Here is a 24,917-nt window from a genome sequence, read left to right as displayed (position 1 = left end):
AGCCAGTCCAGGTTCGCCATGCCCAGCCGCTGCGCCCGACCGTGCGCCGACCCGACCGCGGGGTTCTGCCCCAACAGGAAGTAACCCTTGATCTTGCCGTCGATCATGTTGAGCACCTGCTGGTAGGTGCCGTGATCGCCGGTGAGCCGGGGTAGATAGCCGTAGCAGTAGTCGTTGTCGGCGGTCGCGGCGTCACCCCAGTACGCCTTGAGCAGGTTGACGCCATAGGTGCGCGCGTTGCCCCAGAAGCCCTTCTGCCCGGGGTGCCGGATGCTGTCCACCCACTCGTCGAAACTCGGGTGGTCCGCGTGGTGTGGCATCGGCAGGTAACCGGGCAGCAGGTTGAACAGCGTCGGGATGTCCGTGGAGCCCTGGATGCTGGCGTGCCCGCGCAGCGCCATGACGCCGCCGCCGGGCCGCCCCACGTTGCCCAGCAGCAGTTGGATGATCGCGCCCGCGCGGATGTACTGCACACCCACGCTGTGCTGCGTCCACCCCACCGAGTAGACGAGCATGCTGGTCCGCTCCCGGCCGGAGTTCGCCGCCCAGGCCTGCGCCAGTTCGAGGAACTTCTCCTGCGGGATCCCGCAGACCCGCTCCACCATCTCCGGGGTGTAACGGGCGTAGTGCCGCTTGAGGATCTGATAGACGCAGCGCGGATGCTGCAACGTCTCGTCCCGCTCGGTCTCACCGCCGACCGGTGCGCCGTGCGACTCGTGCTCCAGCCCGGCCGCGGTCTCCCGCTGGGTCTCGGTGTCGCGGGTCGTCGCGTCCTGCGGGTGGCCCTCGTACCGCCAGCTGGCCTGGTCGTAGGAGGCGTTGTCGTTGTTGAAGCCGGAGAACAGCCCGTGCAGGTCCTCGGTGTCCGCGTACTCCTCGGTCACGATCGTCGCGGCGTTGGTGTAGGCGACCACGTACTCCCGGAAGTCGAGGTCGTTGTTCAGGATGTAGCGGATCACGCCGCCGAGCAGGGCGATGTCGGTGCCCGCCCGGATCGGCAGGTACGCGTCGGCCAAAGCGCTGGTCCGGGTGAACCGCGGGTCCACATGGAAGACCTTCGCACCCCGCCGCTTGGCCTCCATCACCCACTGGAAACCCACCGGATGCGCCTCGGCCATGTTCGAACCCTGAATGACGATCATGTCGGAGTTCGACAGGTCCTGCTGGAACTGGGTGGCACCGCCGCGACCGAAGCTGGTCCCCAGACCGGGGACGGTGGCGGAGTGTCAAATACGGGCCTGGTTCTCGATCTGCAACGCCCCCATCGCGGTGAACAACTTCTTGATGAGGTAGTTCTCCTCGTTGTCCAGCGTCGCCCCACCCAGGCTGGCGATCCCCAGCGTCCGGTTGAGCGGCCGGCCCTCGTCGTCGACGTCCTCCCAGGTCTCGTCCCGGGCGGCCAGGACACGGTCGGCGATCATGTTCAGCGCCGTGTCGAGGTCGAGGTCCTCCCACTCGGTGCCGTACGGTCGGCGGTAGCGGACCGTCGTCTGCCGCAGCGGACTGGTCACCAGACTCTTGCTCGCCGAACCCTTCGGACACAGCCGACCCCGCGAGATCGGGCTGTCCGGATCACCCTCGATCTGACTGACCTGCCCGTCCTTCACGTACACCCGCTGACCACAGCCCACCGCGCAGTACGGACAGACGGACCGGGCCACCGAATCAGCCGTCTCGGTGCGCGCGCTCAGCGCCCGGGAGCCAGCGGACTTGGCCGCCGCGCCCCGGCCCAGCGGGTCGGTGCCGGTGAGCTGCCGGTAGACCGGCCAACCCTCGATCCAGCTCCGCACCCCCATAGCCGCACCTTCCCGACTAATCCGACTAATGCGAACAGCCTGACATTAGTCGAGCTGTCGGATCGGGCGCAGTGGAACCGCGGGGCGGTCAGCTGGGCTGGAGCCGCCCCACCGCCTGGTCGCTGAAGGTCTTGTAACGGTGCAGCGTCCAGAACAACCAGCCGATGCTGATGATCGCCAACACGACGAAGACCAGCGAGCCGGACAACGTGTCCCAGAGGGTGTGCAGCACGACGACACCCAGGAACGTGCCGATGAACCCGAACAGCCGTCCGACGCTCGGGCTGGCCAGCAGCGCCCACAGCGCACCGGCGGTGAGCCCCGTCCAGGCGGTGTGACCGGCAGTCGCGGTCAGCCCGCGGATGAACAGCGTCTGCTCGACCGCCCCGATGTTGCCCTGAGAACTCAGCAGCGCCGTGAAGGCGTACCCCATCGTCTCCAGCGCGGCGAAACCCATCCCGGCGGCCACGCCGATGATCAGCCCGTCGGACGGCACCCGGCGGCGGTGCTGGGCCACGGCCGTGAACAGCAGCACCACCGGGACGATCAGCTTCGCCGACTCCTCGATCAACGCCACGAACAGCATCGGCAGGGCGCCCAGACCCCGCAGGGTGTCGTACTCCAGCGTGCCGGCGACCACCGTACCGATCACCCCGCCGAAGAACGCCGACGTCACCAGCACCGACGCCGGCACCTGCCACCGCCCGGTGCGGGCCTGCGCGAACGTCAGGAACGTCAGGGGGACCAGGGTCGCCCCGAGCAGGATCAACGCCGGTACGAAGTTCGGATTCTGCGTGCTGACGAGCGTCCGCAGCACCGCCAGATACAGAACCAGCCCGACGACGAACACGCCGAGCCACGCCCACCGGCGCGAACGATCTCCCATACCGCGCAGTTTGGCGGATCACTGTCACGAGGACCAGCCACGGTGCCAAGATCCGTACGACTCCGCGCGGAGGCGCGGTCCACCAACGATCGGCGGACTTCTGGTCATCTCTTCTGGAACATCAACGCCGTCACCTCTGTGGTCACCTTGATGGCCCAATCAAGCTGTGGACAGTCGTTGCGACCGCGACACTCCAGGCACCCACCTACCCGCCATGGTCGGTCGAGAGCCCGAGTCCAGTGCGCGTCCAGAACCCCCTTGGCGATGAACAGCTCAGTTGCCTTCGAGGCCGGCTCGTCGATCGGCATCGTCGCACCCTTCCCGCGATCATGGTTAGCCCCACCTGGGGGCAGAGTCCGCGCCCCGCACTCCCCAGGTGGGTCTGTCGCCGGGAACCTCGGAGTTTGCCGAAACCAGGGAACCCGACTAAGTAGGCAACTTATTCCTACTTGTAGGAGCAGGTCAAGCAAAAGCATGGAACTTGTTGGAACAGGTCCGCTCGTGATCGAATCAGGGTGCCGAAACCAGGGACCTACGGAGATCGATTCATGCCGACCGAGAGAGTGGACTACCGGCGCATCGCTACCGAGATCACCGAAAAGATCAAGTCCGGGAAGCTTGCGCCGGGTGAGAAGCTACCGTCCACACGCGAGCTGGCTGAGACGTACGGCGTGCACATTTCTACGATCAACCGGGTCATGACGATCCTCAAGGACCGCGAGCTGGTCGAGGGACATCCGGGCAAGGGTGTCTATGTGGCCGAGCCCATGCAGTCGCAGTAGAACGACCTTCGCGGCGTGCGTACGTTGCGAGTGGGTGGCCGACCCATCACATGATCGTTGGCAGTTGAGCTGTTCGACACGCCGAGCGCCGCCCTGCCGAGGTACCACTGATCGCCGCGACGATCCCGCACGCGTACGGCAGGCGACCCGGACGACGCTCAGACGACACGCACCAGCCGGAAGCGTTCGGTCACCACCAGGGTGTCGTCGTCGACCGTGAAGCCTGGATCGCCCAGCTCGGCGCGTACCTCGTCGCTGTGCCAGAACGCCTCGTGCCCCGCGCGCCACTGCGCCACCGACTCGTCGCCCTCACCCTCGTCCTGGGCGTGTCGCAGGTCGACGTCTCCGAGCCGGATCACCCGTACGTCGGTCAGCTCGATCACGGCGACCCGCCGGCCCTCGGAGTCCACCACGGCGGACCGTTGGCCCACCTCGGGCAGCGGCTCGTTCGCACGCTCATAGCCGACCAGCAGGCCGGTGGTGGAGGTCTTCGCGCCGGACAGGATCGCGGCCACGAGGGTGTCCCGCAGCGGCCCGGGAAACGCGAACTCGGCGAGCGGTAGATCATCGAGGTCCATTCGCGGAGGGTACCGACGTCAGCTTTCCCCGCTGCCCCGGAACACCTTCCTGGCGACGCTCATGGCGGACACCGCCCTCGGCCAGCCGGCGTAGAACGCCAGGTGGGTGATCGCCTCGATCAGCTCCGTCTCGGTGAGGCCGTTCTGCTTCGCGAAGTCGAGGTGAAAGGTGAGCTGCTCGGTGTTACCGCCGGCCACGAGGGCGGCAACGGTGACCAGGCTGCGGTCGCGCTTGGACAGTTCCGGGCGCTCCCACGCCTGCCCGAACAGCACGTCATCGGTGTACTCGACGAGAGCGGGCACGAAGTCCCCGGGCATCTTCTGGGCATTGGAGATTTCGTGTGCGTTCACGTCACCATTGAATCGGGGCGGGTCGCCGGGCAGGGCATGTTCGACCGAAGAGGGGTGTCGCCCGCCGAACGCTGCTTCCGATCGACCGACGACCGGGGCCGGCGGGGGTGGCGGCGTCAGGAAGCGGCGACGCCTTCCGTGGATGTGGCATCCGGCGAGGCCGTCAGGGCAGGAACTCGGCCGTCAGGCTGATCAGGGCGCGGGCGGCGGCTCCCACCGGACGGTCCACCGGGGTGGCGAGCGACGCCGTCCAGTCGAGGTCGGCGTCGGTGACGGTCAGCAGGCGCACGCCTTGCGCGTCGGCGACGGCGAAGCGGGGCAGCAGGGCGACGCCGAGGCCGTGCCGGACATGGTCGGCGCCGGTGGCGATGTCGGGGATCTCGATCGTGACGCGTCGGGTCAGTCCGGCGGCCGCGAACGCCCGGTCGGTCACGGAACGGTTGCCGTACCCGACCGGGGAGTCGATGAAGTCCAGCCCGGCGATGTCGCCGAGGGTGACCGCCTCGCGGGTGGCGAGCGGGTGGTCGTCCGGCACGACGAGGTCGAGGACCGAGCGGGCCAGTTCGGTGAGGTGGATCTCCGCCGGGGGTGTGCCGGGCAGGGACACGAACGCCAGGTCGAGCCGGCGTTCGGTGAGGGCGTCGATGAGGCCCTGGGAGCCGTGCGGGGCGACGCTGGTGTGCAGCAGCACCCCGGGGTGCCGGCGGTGGAACTCGCCGAGCAGGGCGGGCAGACGCAGGAGCCTGGTCGACGTCATCGTGCCGATGCGCAGGGTGCCACGGAGGCCGCCGTGCACCTCGGCGACCGCGTCGCGGGCGTCGCGGGCCGCGTCGAGGGCGATCCGGGCGCGCGGCAGCAGGGCGGCGCCGGCGTCGGTGAGGAGTACGCGTTTGGAGTTGCGGTCCAGCAGCGGCGCGCCCAGTTCGCGTTCGAGGGTCTTGACCGCCGCCGAGACGGCGGACTGGACGACGTGCAGGCGGGCGGCGGCGCGGGTGAAGTTCTGCTCCTCGGCCACGGCGACGAAGTACTCGAGTTGGCGGAGTTCCACACCATCAAGTATCACTCATCGCGATCGTTGCCAGCATCAACTTTCGTTGGACGTGATGCTTGGGTGGGGCGACAGTGGGGTCATGTCGTTGTCGACCCTGTCCCCCAGCACCGCCGCGCCCCACCGCACCGAGGGGACGTCCCGCCGCCACGGCCGTGGCTTCTGGGTGATCGCCCTGGCGTTCCTGACCGCGATGGCGTTCTGCACCGTGCCGACCCCGCTCTACCCGCTCTACATGGCCCGGGACGGCTTCTCCACGTTCATGGTCACCATCGTGTTCGCGGCGTACGCGGTGGGTGTGGTGATCAGTCTGCTGCTCGCCGGGCACGTCTCGGACTGGATCGGCCGCAAGAAGATCCTCATTCCGGCGCTGGCGTTGGAGCTGGTCGCCGCCGCGCTGTTCCTCGGCGATCCGTCACTGCCGGTGCTGCTGGTCGCCCGCCTGGTGAGCGGACTGGGCATCGGCATGATCACCGCGACCGCCACCGCGTACCTGCAGGAGCTGCACGCCGCGCACCGGCCCGACGCGTCCCGGCAGCGCTTCGAGGTGGTCTCCACCGCCGCCAACATCGGTGGCCTCGGCGTCGGCGCGCTGGTCGCGGGCGTCCTCGCCCAGTACGTCCACGCGCCGTTGCGCACCCCCTACCTGGTGTTCGCCGTGCTGCTGGCCGCGAGCATCGTGGCGGTCGTGTTGACCCCGGAGACCGTCGACGAACGGCTGGTCAAGCCCACCTACCGGCCGCAGCGGATCAGCGCCGACCACGGCGACCCGGCCGGGTACGTGGCCGCGGCGGCCGCCGGGTTCGCATCGTTCGCCGTGTTCGGCCTGTTCACCTCCGTCGCCCCGAGTTTCGTCTCCGGCGTCCTGCACCTGCCGTCGCGTGCCCTGGCCGGCGCGATCGTGTTCGCCGTGTTCGGTGGTGCCGCCGTGGCGCAGACCCTCACCAACCGGCTCGCCGCCGCGGCGAAGGTGCGGCTCGGGCTGCTCGCCCAGGCGCTCGGCGTGCCGACCCTGCTGATCGGGATGCACGTCGCCAGCCTGACCGCGTTCCTCGTCGGCGGTGTGGTCGCCGGCATGGGCGCCGGCGTGTTGTTCAAGGCCGCCGTCGGCACCGTCGCGGCGATGGCCGCACCCGCCAAGCGCGGCGAGGCCCTGGCCGGGCTGTTCCTCATCGCCTACCTGGGGATGAGTCTGCCGACCATCGGCATCGGGGTCGCCACCCGAAGCGTCAGCACCCTCACGGTCATGAACTGGTTCACCGGCCTGCTGGTGGTCGTGCTCGCCGGCGTGACGGCACTGTTCCGCCGCAGCACCGCAACCCGCTGACCGGGGGCGCTCAGCGCGGGTCGCGCCACCACGATCCGAGGAGGGCCGGGTCGGCGACGAAGCTTGCGACCTGCGTACGCTCCGGCTCGGTCACCGTCAGCGCGCGGAGGCGGGCGCCCCACTCGGGCACCTGGCCGGTCTTGCCCAACGCGACCGACAGCTCGATCAGCGCGGCCAGCGCCATCGCCTGCTCGATGGTGTTGCCCGACGGGTCGACGATGCTGAACCGCGACGCGCCGGCACGGAAGCGGGTCACCCGGGGCAGCCCCTTGACCAGAGGCCGGCAATTGTGCCAGCACCGGCGGCGGACCTCGACGGGTTTCCGTCTCCTACCCAGGGAGGAGGCCCGCTCCGACCGGCGGCCGCAGGCGGGGCTTCCGGTCGGACGCGAGCGGCGGGCACGGCCACGAGCATCTACAGACATGACTACCGTTCTGCGCCGGGCGACACGCTGGAACCGCCCACTGATGGCCCTGGTCTCCGTGATGACGGTGCTCGCCGTCGTCGCCGCGGTCGGCGTCCTCGTCGATCCGCGCGTCCTCGTCGGGGCGCCGATCTGGCTCAAGCCGTTCAAGTTCGCGGTGTCGTTCGTGCTGTACGGCGCGACGCTCGCCTGGATGCTCTCCCTGTTGCCTCGGCGTAGCCGGGTCGCCGAGACGGCGGTCACGGTCATCGTCACGGTGGCGGTCGTCGAGAACGCGTGGATCGTCGCTCAGGTGCTGCGCGGCCAGACCAGCCACTTCAACGCCAGCACCCCGCTGAACACCGCGCTGTTCGCGGCGATGGGCGCGGCGATCATGGTGTTGTTCGTCGCGCACCTCGTCATCGGCATCGTGGTCCGGATCCGCCGGATCCCCGACCGGGTCGCCGCGACCGCCGTCGGATGGGGGCTCGGATTGTCCCTGCTGGGCATGCTCGCGGCGGTGCCGATGGCGCTGCCGATGCAGGACCCGGGGATCGAGGGGATCGGCGGGGCGCACAGCGTCGGTGTGCCCGACGGTGGACCGGGGCTGCCGGTGGTCGGCTGGAGCACCACCGGTGGCGACCTGCGGATCGGGCACTTCGTGGGGCTGCACGCCCTCCAGGCGCTGCCGATCCTGGCGATCCTGCTGACCCGGTTCGCCACGCGGCTCGATGAGCGCACCCGCGTCCGGCTGCTGGTCGTCGCGGGCGGCGCGTACGGCGTACTCACGGTGGTGTTGACCTGGCAGGCCCTGCGCGGACAGCCGCTGCTGCGGCCGGACGCCCTCACGCTGGCCGTGGTCGCGGCCCTGGTGGTCGCGACGGCGACCGCCACCGGCCTGGTGCTGGCCCGCCCGCGCCGCCCGCAACTGGCGCTGGCCGCATGACCGCGACGCTGTTCTCCCTGACGTTCGCGGTGGCCGCGCCGTTCTGGGCGCTGATGATCCTGCTGCCCCGCTGGTCGTGGACCGCACGCATCATCGCCTCGCCGCTGATCGTGCTGCCGGTCGTGCTGATCTACGCACTGCTGGTGCTCCCGGCGTTCGGTGACGTGCTGCCGGCGGTGGCCTCGCCGACCCTGGCCGGGGTGCGGGACCTGCTCGGCACGTCCGACGGGGCGGCGGCGGGCTGGGCGCACATGATCGCGTTCGACCTGTTCGTCGGGCGGTGGGCCTGGTTGGACAGCCGGGAACGGGGGGTGCCGGCGCTGGTCATGGCTCCGGTGCTGCTGCTGACCATCCTGCTCGGGCCGCTCGGTCTGGCCGCGTACCTCGCGGTCCGGGGCCGGTGGCGCAGGTCGCCGGCCGCCACCACCGGCCCGCAGCACCTAGGCTGACCACCGTGGGCTGGCCGGGGCGACTGTTCGACATGCGGGACGCGCTCGTGCGGATGGTGCTGCTCGATCTCGCCGGGGTGGGCTACCTGCTCTTCGTCCCCCACGCCACCAGCGCTCCGACGCCGACACAGTGGATCCTCGCGGTGCTCGCGTTCACCGTGGGGCTGGCGGTGCATCGTTGGCCGTTGGTCAACCTGGCGGCGCAGGCCACCCTGCTGGCGGTCGCGATCGGCCTGGTCGACGACTTCACGATCAACCAGGTGGGTGCCAGTTGGGCCCTGCTCGAGGTCACCATGCGGGCGCGCCGCCACCGGACCATCTGGCTGTCCGCGGCGCTGCTCGTCGTGGTTGACCTGACCGACTCGATCGGCAACCCGCTCGGCCAGGTCGCCTCCGGTGCCGTCGGGCTGGCCCTGGAGGTCGGTGTGCCGGTGCTGCTCGGCCTCGTCATCCGCACCAACCGGGAGCTGAGTCGGCAGGCCGTGGAGCGGGCGGTGGCCGAGCAACGCCAGCACGAGTCGGAAAGCCGCGCGGCGCGCGCCGACGAACGCAGCGCCATCGCCCGCGAGCTGCACGACGTCGTCGCGCACCACGTGGCGTCGATGGTGCTGCGCGTCGGCGTGGCCCGGCACGTGCTCCCCGAGCTCGACCCCCGGGTGGGCGCGGTGTTCGACGACGTGCACGGCACCGGCACCGCGGCCCTCGCGGAGCTGCGCCGGCTGGTCGCGGTGCTGCGCGACCCCGATGGGGTACGCGGTGACGCGGCGCTGACCGCCATCGACCCGTCGGGGTTGCCGGCGGCGCTCGGCGCGACGGTCGACCGGGCCCGGCAGACCGGTGTCACCGTGGAGGCCGACATCGATCCGGCGGTCGGCGCACTCGACGCCGTACGGGGCCTGGCGGTGCTGCGACTGACCCAGGAGGCGTTGACCAATGTGGCCAAGCACGCCGGGCCTTCCGCGCTGGCGCGCCTCGTGGTCGCCGTCCGCGACGGCGCCGTGCACTGGGAGGTGTCGGACGACGGCCGCACCGGCATGCCGACGGCGGTGCCGACCGGCGGCGGCCACGGCATCACCGGCATGCGCGAGCGCGTCGAGGTCCTCGGCGGACGGTTGGGGGCCGGCCCGACGGAGACGGGGTTCCGGGTGCGGACCGTCCTCCCGGCGTTGACCCCCACCGTCGAGCCGTCGGCCCGGTCGGTGCCCCGCGACCGCGAGGCCACCGCCGGGTCGCCCGCACCGGAGCCGGCGTGATCCGCGTCCTGCTGGTCGACGACCAGCACCTCATCCGCTCGGGCCTGCGCATGCTCTGCGAGGCGCAACCCGACATCGAGGTCGTCGGGGAGGCCGACAACGGCCGCGAGGCCAGCACCCTCGCCGCGCGGCTCCTCCCCGACGTCGTCGTCATGGACCTGCGCATGCCCGGCGTCGACGGGATCACCGCGACCAGTCGGATCCTCGCCGAACGTCCCACCACCCGCATTCTGGTGCTGACCACGTTCGGCGACGACGACCATCTCTATCCCGCCCTGACGGCCGGCGCCTGCGGGTTCCTGCTCAAGGACGCGCCCCCCGCCGACCTGCTCGACGGCATCCGCCGGGCCGCCCTCGGCGACAGCCCGTTCAGCCCCGAGGTGCTGCACCGCCTCGTCCAGCGGGCGGTGCACGCCCGCGCCGAGACGCCGCGACCGGTGCAGGGGCTCACCGCCCGCGAACGGGACGTGCTGGCCCTGGTCGCGGAGGGCCTGTCCAACACCGAGATCGCCGACCGGCTGCACATCGGTGTGACCACGGTCAAGACCCACATCACCAGCCTGATGACCAAGACCGACAGCCCCAACCGGGTACGCCTGGCCCTGTTCGCGCGCGGCGTCTGAGGCGGGCTAACGACCGCAGGCGTAGCCCTGCATGCCGCGCGGGTTCGCCCCGGCGGCGAGCACCCCCGTCGCCGGGTCGCGGGTCACCGCGCAGAGCCGACCGAGACTCCACGCGTCGGAGAGCCGCACCTCGTGCCCGTACGACCGCAGAGCCGCCACCACGTCCTCGTCGAGCCGGTCCTCCACCATGAGGACGCCGGGCTCCATCTCGCGCGGATAGAACGACCCGGGCAGGCTGAGCGTGTGCCACGCGGGTGCGTCGATCGCCTCCTGCAGGGGCTGGCCGTCGATGAGATGACGCAGCAGCAACGGCACCTGCCACTGGTCCTGCTGGTCGCCACCGGGCGTGCCGCACGCCAGGATCGGCTCCCCGTCGCGGTGCACCATGGTCGGGCTGAGCGTCGTCCGCGGCCGGCGGCCCGGCGCCAGCGACGAGGCGAGGCCCTCCTCCAGCCAGAACATCTGCAACCGGCTGCCCAGCGGGAAGCCCAGCTCCGGGATCGTCGGCGAACTCTGCAACCAGCCGCCGCTCGGGGTCGCCGAGATCATGTTGCCCCAGCGGTCCACCACGTCCACGTGGCAGGTGTCCCCCCGGGTCACCCCGTCGGAGCGCACCGTCGGCTCCCCGGTGGTCGCGTCCGGGGCGACGGCACGACGGCCGGCGCCGGGGCGCACGTGGGCGGCCAGGTGCGGCTGCGCCCCGTCGGGGCGCCCCGGCCGCAGCCGCACCGACGCCTCCGCACCGATCAGGGCGGCCCGCTCCCGCGCGTACCGGGGGGAGAGCAGCGCCTTGGCGGGCACGTCCGCGCCGTCGCCGTACCAGGCCTCCCGGTCGGCGAAGGCGAGCTTGAGCGCCTCGACCTGGGCGTGGATGCCGGCCGCGGTCGCCGGGTCGTACGCGCCGGGGTCGTCGAGCGCGTCGAGGACCGCCAGTGTCTGCAGCAGCACGGGGCCCTGCCCCCAGAAGCCGGTCTTCGCCACCGAGTAGCCGTGCCAGTCGAGAGTGGCCGGCGCCTCCCAGGTCGCCGAGTACGCAGCCAGGTCGTCGCCGGTGACCAGGCCGGCGTGCGGGCGCCCGCTGGAGTCCTGGAACGCCTGCCGGCTGAACCGGTCGATGGCGTCGGCGACGAAACCCGTGCTCCAGGCCCGGCGCGCGGCCTCGATCTGCGCCTCCCGGTCGGCGCCGGCCGCCCGCCCGGCGTCGACGAGCCGGCGCAGGGTGCGCGCGTACGCCGGGTTGGTGAACCGCTCCCCCGCCGCCGGCGCGCTGCCGCCGCGCAGCCACAGCTGCGCGGACGTGGGCCAGTGCTCCTCGAACAGCGGGCGTACGGCGGCCACCGTGTCACCGACCCGGCCCAGCAACGGGTGGCCGGCCCCGGCGTAGTCGATCGCCGCCGGCTCCAGCACGTCGGCGAGGAAGAGCGTGCCGTGGTCGCGCAGCAGCAGGAGCCAGGCGTCCACCGCGCCGGGTACGGCCGCCGCGAGCGGCCCCGCGCCGGGAATGAGGTCCATCCCGAGGGACCGGAAGTGCGCGATGGTGGCACCGGCCGGCGCCGGCCCCTGGCCGCACAGCACCTTCGGGGTGGGGTCCTGCGCGGTCGCCACGATGGCCGGCACCTCCCCGCCGGGCCCGTTGAGGTGCGGTTCGACGACGTGCAGGACGAACCCGGCGGTGACCGCGGCGTCGAAGGCGTTGCCTCCGCGTTCGAGGGTGCCCATGGCCGACTGGCTGGCGAGCCAGTGCGTCGAGGACACCATGCCGAACGTGCCCTGCAACGTCGGTCTGGTCGTGAACGTCATGACAACACCTCGCACGGTTGCCGCCCGGGCTGGACTCGGGTGGCACGCTACCCGCAGTCAGCTGGCGGGACGCGCCTCGGACCGGCCCGACCCGCCTCGGGAGAGGCTGAGCAGGACGCCCAGCGCGAGCACCGCCACCACCACGCTGAAGATCTCGCCGGCGGGACGCAGACCGTTCGTCTGGATCAGCAGGCCGACCCCGACGGCGGGCACGCCGAGCATGGCGAACAGGATGGCGAAGAAGGTGGACACCGTCTCGGCCCGGTGCTGCGGAGCGGTCCTCATCGTGATCGTGGCGATGCCGTCGCCGACCGCCACCCCGGACGCGACGCCGAGGACCGCGGCGCTGATGACCAGCTCCGGTACGCCGCGCACCGCGATGATCGCGATCAGGGCCAGCGCCAGCACGATGACCCAGGGCAGCCGGAGCGGGTCGGGTGCCACGTCCGACACGATCCCGGCCAGCAGGGTGCCGGCGGCGAGACCGACCAGGGTTCGCGAAGATCGACACGGTGGTGGCCCGCTTCGGGTGCCGCGGGTCGATCAACTCGGCCAGGGCCGCGGTCGCCAGCCCGATGATCAGTGCGCCGAGAGGCCGGCGAGCACCCCGCCCCACGACGATCATCGCGAGGTCCACAGCGAACAGGAAGATGGCGTCGGCGACGACGGAGAGGATCAGCGCGGCAAGGATGACCGGGCGGCGGCCGATCTGGTCGGAGAGCCGCTTCCCGCACCCTCCCCCGTCGCAGCCCCTCTTCCCGCGTGCAGAATGGGTCCTGGCCCTGGCGGAGATGGGGTATCCGCGCTCTTTAGACGGGTCAGGGCCTACCTCGATTGCCCCGTGAGGTGCTGGACGACATCCCGAAGTGGCTCTCATGCCATGCCGCAGGCGGGTTCGGCGTGCCTCCGTGACCCCGGCCGTGCGCTCCCACCGCGCGCAGCCCCGCAGCCTCATAATACTGCCCGGGGACGGCGGCGGCATATCCCGACGGTCCGGGACCATGGCTTGCCGGCATGCCTCCGGGGACGGCGGCGGCATATCCCGACGGTCCGGGAACATGGCTTGCCGGCATGCCTCCGGGAACCGCGCCGTACGCCTGCCGCCGGTCCGCCCAGCCGGCCGCCGACTGGCCGAAGTACGGCATGCGGGCACGAGGCCCCAGGGCGTCCGACAGGCTCGGCAGGTTGTGGCCCGGAGCGGACGGCGGCGCGTCGGCCACCAGGGAAGGCTGCTGCGGGGCGGGAGTAGCCACCGGGGGCTGATTCGCCTCGATGCCCAGCTCTTGCAGGGTCGGACGGAGACTCGGGTCGTTCCGGCACTGATCGATCAGACCCCCGATGCGCGTCGCCAGAGGAATAGTTTGCAGTTGGACCGCGCTCTGACACATGCTCCAGCGCAGCCTGTCACCGTTCGCCTGCGCAGCCAGTTTCCAGCTCTCCAGGGTTCCTGGGGCTTGCAGCGACCCGGCTCGAACTAGATGCTTCTCGTCCTTCTTGTAAGTTCTTTCCATTTGACGGTGTTCGGTCTCGCTCAACATAATGCCATCTCCTTCGCTGCAGATCCGACCGGAGTGTTCCAGCACTACCCGAGGAACGTGACCATGAGACCTTGGGGTTCACGGTCGGAGTGTGTCCCAGGACAAACGAAGTCTGTTGGTAGCCGGCGCTGGCGCGGCCGTTTCATGATCGATAGTGGCGGTGAGTAACGTTGCCCGGCCGGCCCGACCACCGCCGGCGTGCTCAGCCCGCGGTCGCCGTCCGGCGCGCGCCGGGCGGCCACAGCACGGTGGTCGGGATGTGCCGCTGCCGGGCCCAGCCCACGGTCCGGTCGGTCGCCGCCTCGTGGCAGCCGGGCTCCCCGTCCCACACCGCCACCAACCGGTGCACCCGGCGCAGCAGTTCCCGGTTCGCGGCCACGTACGCCGCCGTGCCGGAGTGCCGGAACCCGGTGTGGATCACCTCGCCGGCCCGGCCGAGCAGGTCGTCGAAGGCGGCTCGGCCAGCCAGGGGAATCGCCCGCTCCCGGTAGTCGGGTGCCGGCAGCACCACCTCGTACGCGCCGCCGGAGGCCAGCACCGCCCGCGCGAAGATCTGGTCCGCACCGGCGGCCAGGCAGGTGACCCCCCGCACCGGGCGCTCGCTGATCCGGCGCAACTCGGTACGCAGAGCGTTGTACACGAGCCGTTCGGTGGCAGGGGTCAGGTTGATGTGCCCGGTGATGCCCACCCGGACCGGCCGCGGGTCCAGCGTCATCCGCCGATCCTCTCCCCCGACGCGCCGCCCGACGCACGCGGGGAGTCGTCCGGGCCGCCGGCCTGCCGGGGAGGACGGGCGGAGCGGTCGGGGTCGGCGGCGGTCAGTCGGATCATCTCGAAACCCGCGTCGGACAACACCTCCGGCAGCGCCCGGATCTCGTTGCGGTTCATCTCCTGGACGTCCGGCGCCAGCTCGTCCCACGGCCGCAGCGCGGGGTGCCGGCGGCGGGCGTCGTCGCGCGGCTCGCCGTACACCCAGCCCTCCCCCCGTCGCTCCCGGCACCACCGCTCGTGCTCCAGCCGGGCCAGCTCGTCGATCCTGTCGTCGATGACCCGGCTGGCGCCCGGGTCCCCCCGGCCGGCGGCGGGGCCGTGCCGGGGCGCCACCACACAACCGAGACTCAGCAGCTTCGCGGCGATGTCCTGCACGTGGGCGCGGTTGGCCCGGCGCAACGACTCGGGGAGCCAGGCCCAGTCCACCATGGCCGGCGCCGAGCCCGGGCGCACGCCGGCGCGCACCTGCGACTGGACGTACTTGTCGTGGATATGGCGGGCCAGCCGTTCGGTGAGATCCTCGGCGATCAGCTCGGCGTCGCAGGCCCGGGTCAGCACCGGGTACAGCTGGAGCCGGCCGTGCACCTCGTCGAGCAGGTCGTGCCGCCGGTCACCGTGGAACGCGGCCGCGAGCGCCGCCTGCCGGTACACCGGAACGAACACGGTGCTCTCCGCCCGCTGCCAGAGCGCCGGAGTGTCCAACGCCAACTGGAGTCCGTTGCGTTCGTCCGCGGCGCAGACGTAGAGCCGGTCGTAGCCGTGGCGCAGCATGCCCGACTCGACCAGACCGTCGAGGTCCAGGTCGTACGCCCGCACCTCGCAGGCGGCGGGCAGGAAGGGGTGCCGGGCGGTCGCCAGCTCACGTTCGACGGTAGCGTCCGGGGCCACCAGGTCGACGTGCAACGGCGGCACGGGCCGGTCGGCCGGCGCCTCGGCCTGGCGCAGCTGCCAGTGCCGCGCGCTGGCCACCAGCGCGGCGCGGCGGAAGCTGCCCCGACCGGCGATGAGGATCCGGACCGGTCGCTCCGTCGAGGAGGGCAGGGGGTGGTGCCGGTGCAGGGCCCGGGCGGCGACGTCGTCGACGTGGAAGTAGTCCAGTCGCAGCCGGCTGGAACCGGCCGCGCCCAGCCGTCGAGCCTGCAACGACAGGCACATCTCGGGGTCGTGCACCTGCACGTAGACCCGGGCCGGTTGCCGCCGGTCCTGGATCAGCCGGCTCGCCGCGTTGGCGATGGCGTGGTTGCGGTCGTCGTCGTCGGTGCAGGCGTACACGGTGTGGGCGCGTGGCAGACCGGCGCCGCGCAGCACCTCGGGGCTCGCCGGGTCGCCGGTGACCCCCAGGTAGCGGCGTCGGCGGTACTCCAGTGGCCCGAACGGTTCGGCGCGCACCACGACCACCCGCTCACCCTCGCTGAAGAGCCGGTCGGCGAGCATGTGGGCGAACTGGGAGTCACCGCAGACCACCGCGTGCCCCCGGGCCCGCCGGGCGCGCAACCTGCGGATCTCGGCGGCCAGCAGCAGCCGGCTGGCCTCCACCACCGCGAGCAGGGTGAACAGCGGGGCCGCGAACCGGGCGACCTGCAACTGCCACGGGTACGGGCCGGGATCCTGCAACGGCTCCGCGCCGAGCACGAAGAGCTGGATGTCGTAGTAGATGACGTCGTACAGGTCGTAGCCGCCGCCCGGCTCGGCCCGCAGCAGCAGGTCGAAGCCGACGTAGCCGAGCACCAGCGCGAGCAGGCCGATCACCGCGAAGACCATCCGCAGTGCCCTTCCGGCCGGGCGGTACGCGCCAGGGACCGGACCCGTCATCGACCAACTCCCTCGTCCGCGGGACCGTCGTCGCACCAGTGTCGCCCGGTGGAGGGCCAATGCCCACCGTCCGTGCGGCGCCAGCCCGCGATTCGGCGGGGCCGGGCCACCCCGAATCGTATTCGACGCAGTCGATCCGACCGGCCCATCGGCACCCCGGCTGATCGGCTCTTTTTGCAGGTGAACAGCGGAGTCGGCAGGTCCGTACGGGCCCACCTGGCTAGCCACCGAGGGTTACGATTGCAAGACGGGCCGGAGGGGGCGCACGAGTGGCTCGGCCTCGGTCCCCCGACACCTGGGGCCCAGGCCGGAGCTACCGGAGGATCACGGAGATGGACGCAATCGGAGGTCCACCGGCGACGGGCCCGGTCAATCCCTTCTCGCCGACGGCAGTGGCCCGGGTGACCGAGCAGGGCACGGGCGCGAGCACGGTGATCACCGCCGCCGTCCGCGACGCGACCGACCAGCTCGACGACTACCTGCGCACCGGCGACGGCGCCGTGGTCGCCCTCGTGGGTGACTACGGCACCGGCAAGACCCACCTCGCGGTCGAGCTGCTGGCCCACGCCCGTCGGGTCACCGGCGCCGCCGGGCAGGCGATCTACCTGGACGCGCCGGGTGACACCTTCCTGTCCCTGCACCGGCGGTTCCTGACCCGGCTGTCCCGCGACACCGTGCGTGAGCTGCTCACCGCATACCTGCCCGGCCCCGAGGGCCTCGCCTCCTCGACGGAGGAGGTGGTCCGGCGCCTGCGTGCGGACCTCGCGGAGGTCACCACCGACCCGGCCTTCGGCACCGCGCTGGCGATGCTGCTCGACCCGAGCACCGAGGCGGCCGCCTGGGACTGGCTGTCGGGTCACCCGCCGGGCCCGCCGTTGATCGCCGCCGGCGTGACTCCCAGCGCGGACGTGGAGGCCACCGCCGTCGAGGCGATGGGAGTGCTCGCTCTGCTGCACGGTCGACGACACGACCGTTTCGTGCTGGTCCTCGACGAACTCGACAAGATCCTCACCGCGGGTGGCCGGCCCGGCCCGGAGACGATGGCCCGCCTGCAACGGCTGCTCGGGGTGTTCACCTCCGCCGGGGCCCTCCTCGTGATCGCCGGGCTGCCCGACATGCTGCACCTGCTCAGCGCCGACGTGCGGCAGCGGATCGGGCCGATCGTGCGGATGTCGGCGCTGCGCGGCGAGGACGTCCGCACGTTCATCCGACAGACCCAGCTTCGGGCGTTCGGCGAGGCCCGGCTCGCGCCGTTCACCGTGGAGACCACCGAATACCTGGCCAACCTCGCCGACGGGGTGCCCCGGCGGGTGATCCGGCTCTGCTACCACCTCTTCCAGCGCGCCGCGCAGGCCGGCACGCCCGTCACCCACGTCATGGTCCGCGAGGTGGTGCGGGTCCAGTTCGACCTGGCCAACCGGCAGGACGTCGCCGCGGACGTGCGGCGGGTGCTCACCCAGGACGGCTGGTCGTACCAGCGGGATCACCTGGTCGGGTCGATGCGCGACCTGCCGGTGGACTTCTGGATACCCCTGGAGGAACGCAACGCCGGCTGCTGCGTGCTGCTCAGCGAGTCGGTCCTCAAGGCCGAGGAGGTCGACGACCTCAACCGGCGCGTCGTCGCGATCAGAGCGGCCGTCCCGGACAGCGAGGTGATCCTCGTCGTCGTCGGTCACCTGCCCGCGGAGTTCGCCGCCGAGCTCGCCGGCATGTTCAGCGTCGAACCGATCGTGCACGATCCGCAGTCGTTCGCCGAGGATCTGTCCGGCAGCGTCAAGGCCCTGATGCGCCGACTCGAACAGGCGATCGGCGCGGACGCGATGACCTCGGTACGCCAGCGCGTCGAGCGGATCCACCGGCAGCAGAGCAACACCCAACGCTCCATCGAGCATCTGTCGTACCAGCTCGACGAGATTCGGGGTGAGCTGCGCCCGGCGGGGCGGCTCGGCGTCGTGGCGGAGCGGCACGAGACGGCGACGGGGGCCCCGCCTCCGCTGCCGGGGCGGGTCGCGCGGGTGTTCGTCGAGGCCATCGCCGCGCTGGATCAGCTCACCGGTTTCGAGCGGCGCTTGCGCGACGCGTTCGACCCGCACCGGGTGGCGACCGTCGGGGGCGCCGACGGCGGGCAGGCCCTGCGGTCGCTGCTGCGCTCCCGGGACGTGCAACGGGCGGTCGGCACGTCGGTGGTCCTCCGCCGCCTCATCGAGGCGTTCCGGGAGGGGGTCGAGCAGTGGTACGACGGCCACCGCACGAACCCCCAACCGACCGACCTGGAACGGCTGGACCTGCTCTGCGAGACGTACGACGGGATCGCCGAGTATCTGCCGCTGTTCCAGTTGGACACCCTGAGCGGGCTCGCCGCCTCCGGCGCCGGCGGTGAGGACGGCACGGACCTGGCCGAGCGTTCGCGCACCTGGTCACAGGCGCGGTCGGTGTTCGACGGGCTGGGTGGTCGCGTCCGTCAGCTGCTGGTGGCCGGCTGAGCGTCGCCGGTCGAGCACCGCCGTGGCCAGGGCGTGGACGACGTTGATGACCACGATGGCCGTCGCCACGATCCCCACCGTGCCGGGGAAGTCCTGTTCGAGGACGAGGGCGAGGATCACCGCGGTGATGCCGTTCTGCTGCCCCCAGGCGAGGTAGCGCCGGTCGGCCGTGGGCAGGCCACGGGTGATCGGCACCGACACCACCAGCTGCGCCGCCACGGCCGCCAGCCCGAGCACCACACCGGGGACGACGTCGACGCCGTTCACCAGCAGCAGCCCCAGCAGGAAGGTGGCGACCAGGTACGCCGCCTGGGTGGACCGGCCGACGACGGGGCCGAGCCGGGGTCGGAAGAAGAGCCCGGCGACCGCCAGGCCGAGCATGAGGAACTGCCAGGCGGCCAACAGGACCAGCGCGATCAGCAGCGCCACGGCCAGCCAGTTGAGCGCCGCACGGACCCGAGGACCGGTCGTGTCCCCGCCGAGGCCGGCCGCTCGGAGCAGCCGCCACAGCAGCCAGGCACCCGCGGCGAACGCCACGTTGGCGAGCAGGTCGATCAGCAGCTCCAGAGGCCGGTCGCTGATCGCGCCGGCGAGCGCGCCACCGTCACCTCCGCTGAGGTCCAGGGCGAACGCCGAGACGTAGACGGTGAGCAGCACGGTGATCGGGTCGTCGAAGGACGCCCAGATGGACAGGATCGAGCGTGCCCGGGCGGAGGTGCGGTCGGGGCGGCTCATGGCGGCGACCGCGAGCGGGTCGATCTGTGCGACGGCCACACCGAGGACCAGGAACGCGGGATCGCGGAAGACCAGCACCATCACCCCGGCGATGAGCGCGGCCTTGGCGACCACGCCGACGGTGACGGCCAGCAGCACGGTGCGCAGGTGGGCGCGGACCTCGGCGAGGCTGATGTCCCGGGTGCTGCCGACCAGGCCCACCGCCAACAGGACGGAGGCGAGCAGCAGGTACGCGGGGGCGCGTTCGAGCCCGTCCACGTCGCCGGCCCAGGCCACGATGAGCCCGGCCAGGGCGGCGGCGACCACGGCCGCTGATCTCGCCAGTACGGTCACGGCCACCCAACCGACACGTCGAACCCCGTTGATCCGACATGAGGATATCGGCGCCGGCCGAGCGTCTCAATCACGAACCGCGTGGATCGGCGCGGCGGTTCAGCCCGCCGCCGAGAGTCGTCGCGCCACCGTCGCCATCTCCGCGTCCGCGACTGCGACCGAATCCTGTTCCAGGGTGACGCCGACCAGGTAGTCGTCCGGGGAGAGCCGGTAGTAGTAGACCGCGCCCATCTCCACGTCGAGCACCAGCCGGGTGACGTCCCCGGCGACGGCCCGCCGCAGATCCCGACCTACCTGCAGGGCCAGCAACGACAGGTCACCGGCGAGGCGCTGGTAGCGGTCCCGCCGATCGGCCACCGTGACCCCCCGGTTGAAGAACTGGTCCAGGTCGGGGTGGCCGAGGACGTCGACGGCCCACGCCTGGTCACCCATCCGGTGATGGCTCAGGTAGTGCAGGCCACCGGGGTGCAGCGCCGCGGTGACCGCCCCGTCGAGCGTCGTCGAGCCGGTCCGATGGGGCTGGAAATCGTCCGCCGACGCGACGGCCGGTGCCGGCTCGCCGTTCGGGTCGGCATCCCAGCCGCCGGGATTCTGCGACTGCTGCCGCAGCAGCCGGCGCAGGTCGGTGGCGAGGTGCGCGGCGGCCTGGTCGACCACGCTCACCCGGCTCGGGTCGGCCACCGCCTCGGCGTCCGCCCCCGGCACGGCGGCGAAGCCGACCACATGCTCGTTGCCGACCACCGAGTTGCAGAAGACGAGACCCGTACGGGTCTGCACGACCGTCCGGATCAGCGCACCGGTGTGCAGCTCCCCCAGTCGGCGGTTCAGCTCGCTGGCCCGGTACACCAGTTGCGCGCCGACGCGGCGGTGCGCCTCACGGCGTTGCGGCGGGTCCGCCTCGTCGTCCGGCGGCGGGGCCGACGGGTGGGCGAACAGGTCCAACGCGAAGTCGAGCACCCCGGTCGTGTAGTGGGCGACGTGGTAGACGCCGCAGCCGCTGAGCAGCAGCCCCCGGCAGAGGTCCCGCTTCTTGAGGAAACCCGGGACGTCCTGCTCGGCCGTCTCCTCGACCAGGGCGTCGCGCAACTCCGGATCGGTCACCAGGTCACTCCCTCAGCTCTGCGGCACGTCGATGTCGGTGTCGGTCAGCGCGGCGCCCGGGGTGCCGTCGCGCAACGCGCGGATCGCCGTGAGGTTGGCGGCGGCGTCCACGGTCACCGGGTGGGAGCGGCCGAGGTAGCGCAGGGCGACCCCGTGCGCCTCCTCCTGCATGGGCAGCGCGCCGTCCACGTCGCCGCGGGCGGCCAGATGCCCGGCCTGGGCGGTGGTCGCCGCCAGCGTCCACGGGTGCGCGTCGCCGAGCTTCGCCCGCAGTGAGCGCAGACCGCGCTCGCCGTACCAGACGGCCTGGTCGAACTCCTTCATGCCGCGCTGGAACAGGCCCAGATCGACCGAGCAGACCGCGGTGAAGGGGTGTCCCGGCGCCAGTTTCCGCTCGTAGCCGCGCAGGCAGCGCATGGCGCTCTTCACGGCGATCCCGGCATCGCCCGCGCGGTAGTAGTCGGTCGCCAGGCTGAGCAGGCTGCCCCGGGTGAGCGGGTGGTCCTCGCCGAGGTTCTTGACGTAGCCGCTGTACGTCTCGGTGCTGCGCTTCTTGGCCGGGATGGTCAGCCCGAGGCGGCGCTCGGTGACGGCGAGGCTGCGGTTGATCCGCAACTCGTCGAGCAGGCTCCCGGTGGGCAGCTCGTGAATGCGGGCGAGGGCCTCCCGCAGGGTGGCCAGCGACAGGTCGTACGCGCCGACCTCCCGCTCGCACGTGCCGACCTGGCACGACGCCCGCCAGGTCCGCGGGTCCTCCGGGCCGAACAGCAGCATCCGGCGATCCCGTTCCTGGCGGGCCAGTCGCAGGGCCTCCGGGGCGTCACCGGTGAGCAGGAACGAGATGCCGAGGTTGTTCACCGCCATCCGGGTGTTCGGGTGGTCGTCGCCGACCAGCTCACGGAAGCCCTTGAAGGTGGCCTGGTCCTCCACCAGGGCGTCCTCGAATCGACCCAGGCCACGCAGGTCACCGCCGCGACCGCGGCCGGCGACCAGGGTACGGAAGTGGCGCAGGCCGTAGCGGCGGCGCTGCTCGCTGAGCACCCGCTCGTCCAGGTCCAACGCCTCCTGGTAGTTGCCCAGCGCCCGGTGCAGGTTCGCGGTCTGGACGAACATCCGCATGGTCAACTGGTCGATCTCGTCGCCGTCGTCCCACCGCTCGCACGCCGCCGTGGCCAGCAGCAGCGCCGAACGCCAGGCGTCGCTGTCGTTGGACAGGTACAGGTGGCGCACCTGCTTGACGACCCAGTGCCGGACCGTCCGGTCGTCGGACTCCAACGCGCCGGAGGGGATGAGGTGCTGCTGCAACTCGTCGAACACGGCGGCGTAGCGGCTGTCGTCGGCCTCCGGGTCGGTTGGGGCGTAGCCGGCGAGGCCCCGCAGGACCTGCCGGTGCCGCTCGCACCGCTCCGCCTCGGGGGCAGCGCCCCGCAGCAGCACCTGGATGGCGCGGTGCATCCGCAGCGCCGACCCGTGCCCCCAGTCGACGTCGTAGAGCGCGAAGCGGGCGCCGACCGTGAGGACCAGGTCCACCTCACCGGCGTCGAGCAGCAGGTCGTCCGCGTCCCAGCCGGACGCGGCGGCGAGCTGGGTCAGCATCGAGGTGGACCGCAACAGCGGCAGCCCGATGCCCTCCGGGGAGAGGAAGGCGCTCAGCTCGGCCAGCCGGATGGCCAACTCCCCGAAGGGGGTGGCCCGCAGCGCCGCCAACGTGATCCGCAGGACCCGGGCCACGCTGGAGGTGTGCGATCCGGGGATGCGCTCACCGGGATCCTCGTCGGACTGGCCGTCCAGCGCGGCCAGCAGCTCCCGGACACCCTGGCCCACCGCCTCCAGGCTGGGCACCCCGCCACGCTCCAAGCCGAGGGCGCGTTGGCGCATCCAGGCCGTCGCGAGGCGCAGGGCCAGCGGCAGGTGCTCCAGCGCCACCGCTATCGACCGGGCGTCCTCGGTGCTGATGCCGAGCACCCGGCGCAGCATCGCCACGCTCTCGTCGCCGGTCAGGGCGGCGACCTCCAGCGGGGACGGCAGCCCGGAGGAGCCGTCGTCCCGCGAGGTGATCAGGACGTGTCCCGCGCCGTCCCGCGGCCGGAGGCCGGTCAGCACGTCGGCGTCGTCGGCGTTGTCATAGATCAGCAGCCAGCGCTGGAAGGCGCCGTCGGCCGCGGCGAGCGCCTTCAGGGCGGCCTCCGCCGCCCCCGTGCTGTCCACCGCCTTGATCTCGTTGGCGAGCGCCCCGAGGCCGGTCTGCACGGTCTCCCGATCCTGGGCGGGGATCCACCAGACCACGTCGTAGTCGTAGGCGAACCGGTGGGCGAACTCCCGAGCCAACTCGCTCTTGCCGACCCCCGCCCCACCGGTGAGGGTCACCGGGCCGTCCTCGCTGGTGAGGTGGTCGCGCAGCCGCTCCAGATAGTCGTCGCGGCCGACGAACGACGGATTACGGGGCGGCACGTTGAACCGCACCCGCCGGTCCGCCTCCGCCGGGAAGCGCGGCACGTTGCGCAGATCGCCGGCGGGTTGCGCGGGGGCGATCAGGCCGAGTTGGCTCAGCAGCAACGACTGCGCCCGGACGGCGTCGGCCGCCCGCAGGTCGACGACCCGCTCGGGGCCGAACGGCTCCCGCCACGCCTCGCCGGCCACCAGCACACCGAGCACCTCCGCCGACAGGTCGGCGGCGTTCGGACGCAGCCCGGCCAGGGCCGTCCCGGCGGTCTCCGCCAGATCCGGCGAGAGGACCGCCAGCACGGTGGTTTCCGGCCCGAAGTCGGGCTGCGCGCCGGGGCGTACCGCCCACAGGTGGGACCGGACTCCGGCGCGGCGCAGCTGCCCGCCGATCCAGTCCGCCCAGGGCCGGTCGACCGGGTCGTACGCGACGGCGATGTCGCCGAGGTTCTCCGCCGGCTCCAGCAGCACCGCGTGCCGGTAACGCCGGCGGATCCGCTCCGGCACCGGCGCCGCCCGGGTGACCTCACCCCCGGTGATCCACTCCGTGATCCGCTCGTACGCGGTCAGCGGGCTGTTCGCGTCGTCCGGCTCGTCGGCGAGCACGGACAACACGTCGTCGAAGGTGTCGTAGTTGTGCGCCGGCACCTCCACGATCCCCGCCGACGCGGGGCCGGGGGCGTCGCCGGCCGGCTTCTCCAGCAGCCAGGCGAAGGCTTGACGGACGTAGTCCCGGGAGCCGCCGTGCCCCGGTTCGGGGAACTCGTGCAGGGTTGGCGCGGCGAGCACCCGGATCCCCCCGGTGGCCCGCTGCTGCAGCTCCTTGGCGAGCCCCGCCGCGTGCTGCACGGACAGCCGGCGCGGTGGCATGCAGACCACCGCGACGTCGCTGAGCACCGCGCTGTGGGTGATCCCCGGCGCGCTCAGGTCCACCGGGGCGTCGATGAGGACGTAGTCGTAGTCGGTCTGCTGCAGCAGCTGCCGGATCCGGGCGGCATCCCCGGTGGGCAGCCCGTCGGTGGTGGCGCCGAGACCGACCATGCTGAACGTGGCGGTCGAACCGGACACCGCGTACCGGTAGAGGGTGCCCTGCTCGGGCGCCACCGGCGCGATCACCGTCGCCGGCGGCACCGCCGGCGCGTCCGTCGCGGGGGTGAGCACGGCGGCGAGGTCCTCGCCCAGCGTCCGGGCCGCCGCGACGGCATCCACCTGGACCGGACGCAGGAAGTCGCAGACCCGAGGGGTCTTCGGGCACCAGTCGACGGCGAGCACCTTCTTGCCGTTGCCGGCGAGGATCCAGGCGACGTTCGCCACCGCGCTGCTGCGGCCGGTGTCGTCGGCGGGTGACACGAACGAGACGATCGTGGCGACACCCGGTGTGTCATCCCTGCTGATGTTCATCGGTCTCCCCCCGGCCCGGGCGGTGGTGCGGGTCGCCGGCGTCGCCGCGGCGCCCGTGG

20 protein-coding genes are annotated in these 24,917 nt (G+C 72.0%); 7 read left to right on the top strand and 13 right to left on the bottom strand.

What is annotated here, in order from left to right; translation table 11 throughout:
• On the bottom strand, positions 1-1,796 hold a 1,796-nt coding region (locus tag AB0H52_RS24870; RefSeq protein ID WP_357950324.1), incomplete at its 3' end, for a molybdopterin-dependent oxidoreductase.
• An 88-nt stretch (positions 1,797-1,884) separates the two neighbouring features.
• Positions 1,885-2,682, bottom strand: a complete 798-nt coding sequence (locus tag AB0H52_RS24865) for a PrsW family glutamic-type intramembrane protease (protein ID WP_357950321.1) — start codon at positions 2,680-2,682, stop codon at positions 1,885-1,887.
• Between the two features lie 548 nt (positions 2,683-3,230).
• Between AB0H52_RS24865 and AB0H52_RS24860 the strand changes: the two genes are divergently transcribed.
• Entirely contained in the window at positions 3,231-3,464 is a 234-nt protein-coding gene (locus AB0H52_RS24860; RefSeq protein WP_151491423.1) for a winged helix-turn-helix domain-containing protein, read from the top strand.
• 158 nt (positions 3,465-3,622) lie between these two features.
• Here the strand turns inward: AB0H52_RS24860 and AB0H52_RS24855 are convergent, their stop codons facing one another.
• The 3 genes from AB0H52_RS24855 to AB0H52_RS24845 all read right to left on the bottom strand — a co-directional run bounded on the left by AB0H52_RS24855 (position 3,623) and on the right by AB0H52_RS24845 (position 5,441).
• The gene (locus AB0H52_RS24855) at positions 3,623-4,042 is read right to left on the bottom strand and encodes an ASCH domain-containing protein (RefSeq protein ID WP_151491422.1); all 420 of its coding nucleotides are present in this window, start codon (positions 4,040-4,042) and stop codon (positions 3,623-3,625) included.
• Between the two features lie 18 nt (positions 4,043-4,060).
• Positions 4,061-4,393 (bottom strand): carboxymuconolactone decarboxylase family protein, encoded by a 333-nt coding sequence (locus AB0H52_RS24850; protein ID WP_225854648.1) that lies wholly within the window; start codon positions 4,391-4,393, stop codon positions 4,061-4,063.
• Positions 4,394-4,556: 163 nt separating this feature from the next.
• Positions 4,557-5,441 carry a LysR family transcriptional regulator gene (locus tag AB0H52_RS24845; RefSeq protein ID WP_357950316.1) on the bottom strand — a complete coding sequence of 295 codons (885 nt, stop codon included), beginning with the start codon at positions 5,439-5,441 and terminating at the stop codon, positions 4,557-4,559.
• A gap of 82 nt (positions 5,442-5,523) precedes the next feature.
• Here AB0H52_RS24845 and AB0H52_RS24840 point away from each other — a divergent pair, with 82 nt between their 5' ends.
• Entirely contained in the window at positions 5,524-6,768 is a 1,245-nt protein-coding gene (locus AB0H52_RS24840) for an MFS transporter (protein WP_357950313.1), read from the top strand.
• Between the two features lie 10 nt (positions 6,769-6,778).
• Here the strand turns inward: AB0H52_RS24840 and AB0H52_RS24835 are convergent, their stop codons facing one another.
• Positions 6,779-7,024, bottom strand: coding sequence for a hypothetical protein (locus tag AB0H52_RS24835; protein ID WP_192580375.1), 246 nt, complete (start codon positions 7,022-7,024; stop codon positions 6,779-6,781).
• Between the two features lie 166 nt (positions 7,025-7,190).
• Between AB0H52_RS24835 and AB0H52_RS24830 the strand changes: the two genes are divergently transcribed.
• From AB0H52_RS24830 to AB0H52_RS24815, 4 genes are read left to right on the top strand one after another with little or no spacing between them, the layout of a single operon-like run.
• Positions 7,191-8,117 carry a hypothetical protein gene (locus AB0H52_RS24830; protein WP_151491419.1) on the top strand — a complete coding sequence of 309 codons (927 nt, stop codon included), beginning with the start codon at positions 7,191-7,193 and terminating at the stop codon, positions 8,115-8,117.
• Positions 8,114-8,566, top strand: coding sequence for an ABA4-like family protein (locus AB0H52_RS24825; RefSeq protein ID WP_151491418.1), 453 nt, complete (start codon positions 8,114-8,116; stop codon positions 8,564-8,566). The genes AB0H52_RS24830 and AB0H52_RS24825 overlap by 4 nt, the downstream gene beginning before the upstream one ends.
• Before the next feature lie 5 nt (positions 8,567-8,571).
• The gene (locus tag AB0H52_RS24820) at positions 8,572-9,819 is read left to right on the top strand and encodes a histidine kinase (protein ID WP_151491417.1); all 1,248 of its coding nucleotides are present in this window, start codon (positions 8,572-8,574) and stop codon (positions 9,817-9,819) included.
• On the top strand, positions 9,816-10,442 hold the full coding sequence (locus AB0H52_RS24815) for a response regulator transcription factor (RefSeq protein ID WP_151491416.1): 627 nt from the start codon (positions 9,816-9,818) through the stop codon (positions 10,440-10,442). Before AB0H52_RS24820 ends, AB0H52_RS24815 begins: the two co-directional genes overlap by 4 nt.
• 6 nt (positions 10,443-10,448) lie before the next feature.
• Here the strand turns inward: AB0H52_RS24815 and AB0H52_RS24810 are convergent, their stop codons facing one another.
• From AB0H52_RS24810 to AB0H52_RS24795, 4 genes are all read right to left on the bottom strand, one after another.
• Positions 10,449-12,242 carry a gamma-glutamyltransferase family protein gene (locus tag AB0H52_RS24810; protein ID WP_357950308.1) on the bottom strand — a complete coding sequence of 598 codons (1,794 nt, stop codon included), beginning with the start codon at positions 12,240-12,242 and terminating at the stop codon, positions 10,449-10,451.
• A 57-nt stretch (positions 12,243-12,299) separates the two neighbouring features.
• On the bottom strand, positions 12,300-12,686 hold the full coding sequence (locus tag AB0H52_RS24805; RefSeq protein ID WP_151491414.1) for a hypothetical protein: 387 nt from the start codon (positions 12,684-12,686) through the stop codon (positions 12,300-12,302).
• A 1,296-nt stretch (positions 12,687-13,982) separates the two neighbouring features.
• Positions 13,983-14,495 carry a hypothetical protein gene (locus AB0H52_RS24800; RefSeq protein WP_151490675.1) on the bottom strand — a complete coding sequence of 171 codons (513 nt, stop codon included), beginning with the start codon at positions 14,493-14,495 and terminating at the stop codon, positions 13,983-13,985.
• A complete protein-coding gene (locus AB0H52_RS24795; RefSeq protein WP_151490674.1) occupies positions 14,492-16,363 on the bottom strand; it encodes a RyR domain-containing protein in 1,872 nt (623 codons plus the stop codon). The genes AB0H52_RS24800 and AB0H52_RS24795 overlap by 4 nt, the downstream gene beginning before the upstream one ends.
• A 332-nt stretch (positions 16,364-16,695) precedes the next feature.
• Here AB0H52_RS24795 and AB0H52_RS24790 point away from each other — a divergent pair, with 332 nt between their 5' ends.
• Positions 16,696-18,846: an AAA family ATPase gene (locus AB0H52_RS24790; protein ID WP_357950304.1), complete on the top strand. Its 2,151-nt coding sequence runs from the start codon at positions 16,696-16,698 to the stop codon at positions 18,844-18,846.
• Here the strand turns inward: AB0H52_RS24790 and AB0H52_RS24785 are convergent.
• From AB0H52_RS24785 to fxsT, 3 genes are all read right to left on the bottom strand, one after another.
• The gene (locus tag AB0H52_RS24785; protein WP_151490672.1) at positions 18,781-19,920 is read right to left on the bottom strand and encodes a hypothetical protein; all 1,140 of its coding nucleotides are present in this window, start codon (positions 19,918-19,920) and stop codon (positions 18,781-18,783) included. The two genes, AB0H52_RS24790 and AB0H52_RS24785, sit on opposite strands and share 66 nt — an antisense overlap.
• A gap of 93 nt (positions 19,921-20,013) precedes the next feature.
• Complete coding sequence (locus AB0H52_RS24780; RefSeq protein WP_151490671.1) at positions 20,014-21,015, bottom strand: hypothetical protein; 1,002 nt, start codon at positions 21,013-21,015, stop codon at positions 20,014-20,016.
• A 12-nt stretch (positions 21,016-21,027) separates the two neighbouring features.
• On the bottom strand, positions 21,028-24,858 hold the full coding sequence (gene fxsT, locus AB0H52_RS24775; protein WP_357950300.1) for an FxSxx-COOH system tetratricopeptide repeat protein: 3,831 nt from the start codon (positions 24,856-24,858) through the stop codon (positions 21,028-21,030).
• Positions 24,859-24,917: the final 59 nt, after the last annotated feature.

This window comes from Micromonospora sp. NPDC050695, assembly GCF_040654415.1.
GTDB lineage: Bacteria > Actinomycetota > Actinomycetes > Mycobacteriales > Micromonosporaceae > Micromonospora.
Note: the sequence above shows the minus strand (reverse complement) of the source record. Positions and strands in the feature narration are given on the sequence as shown.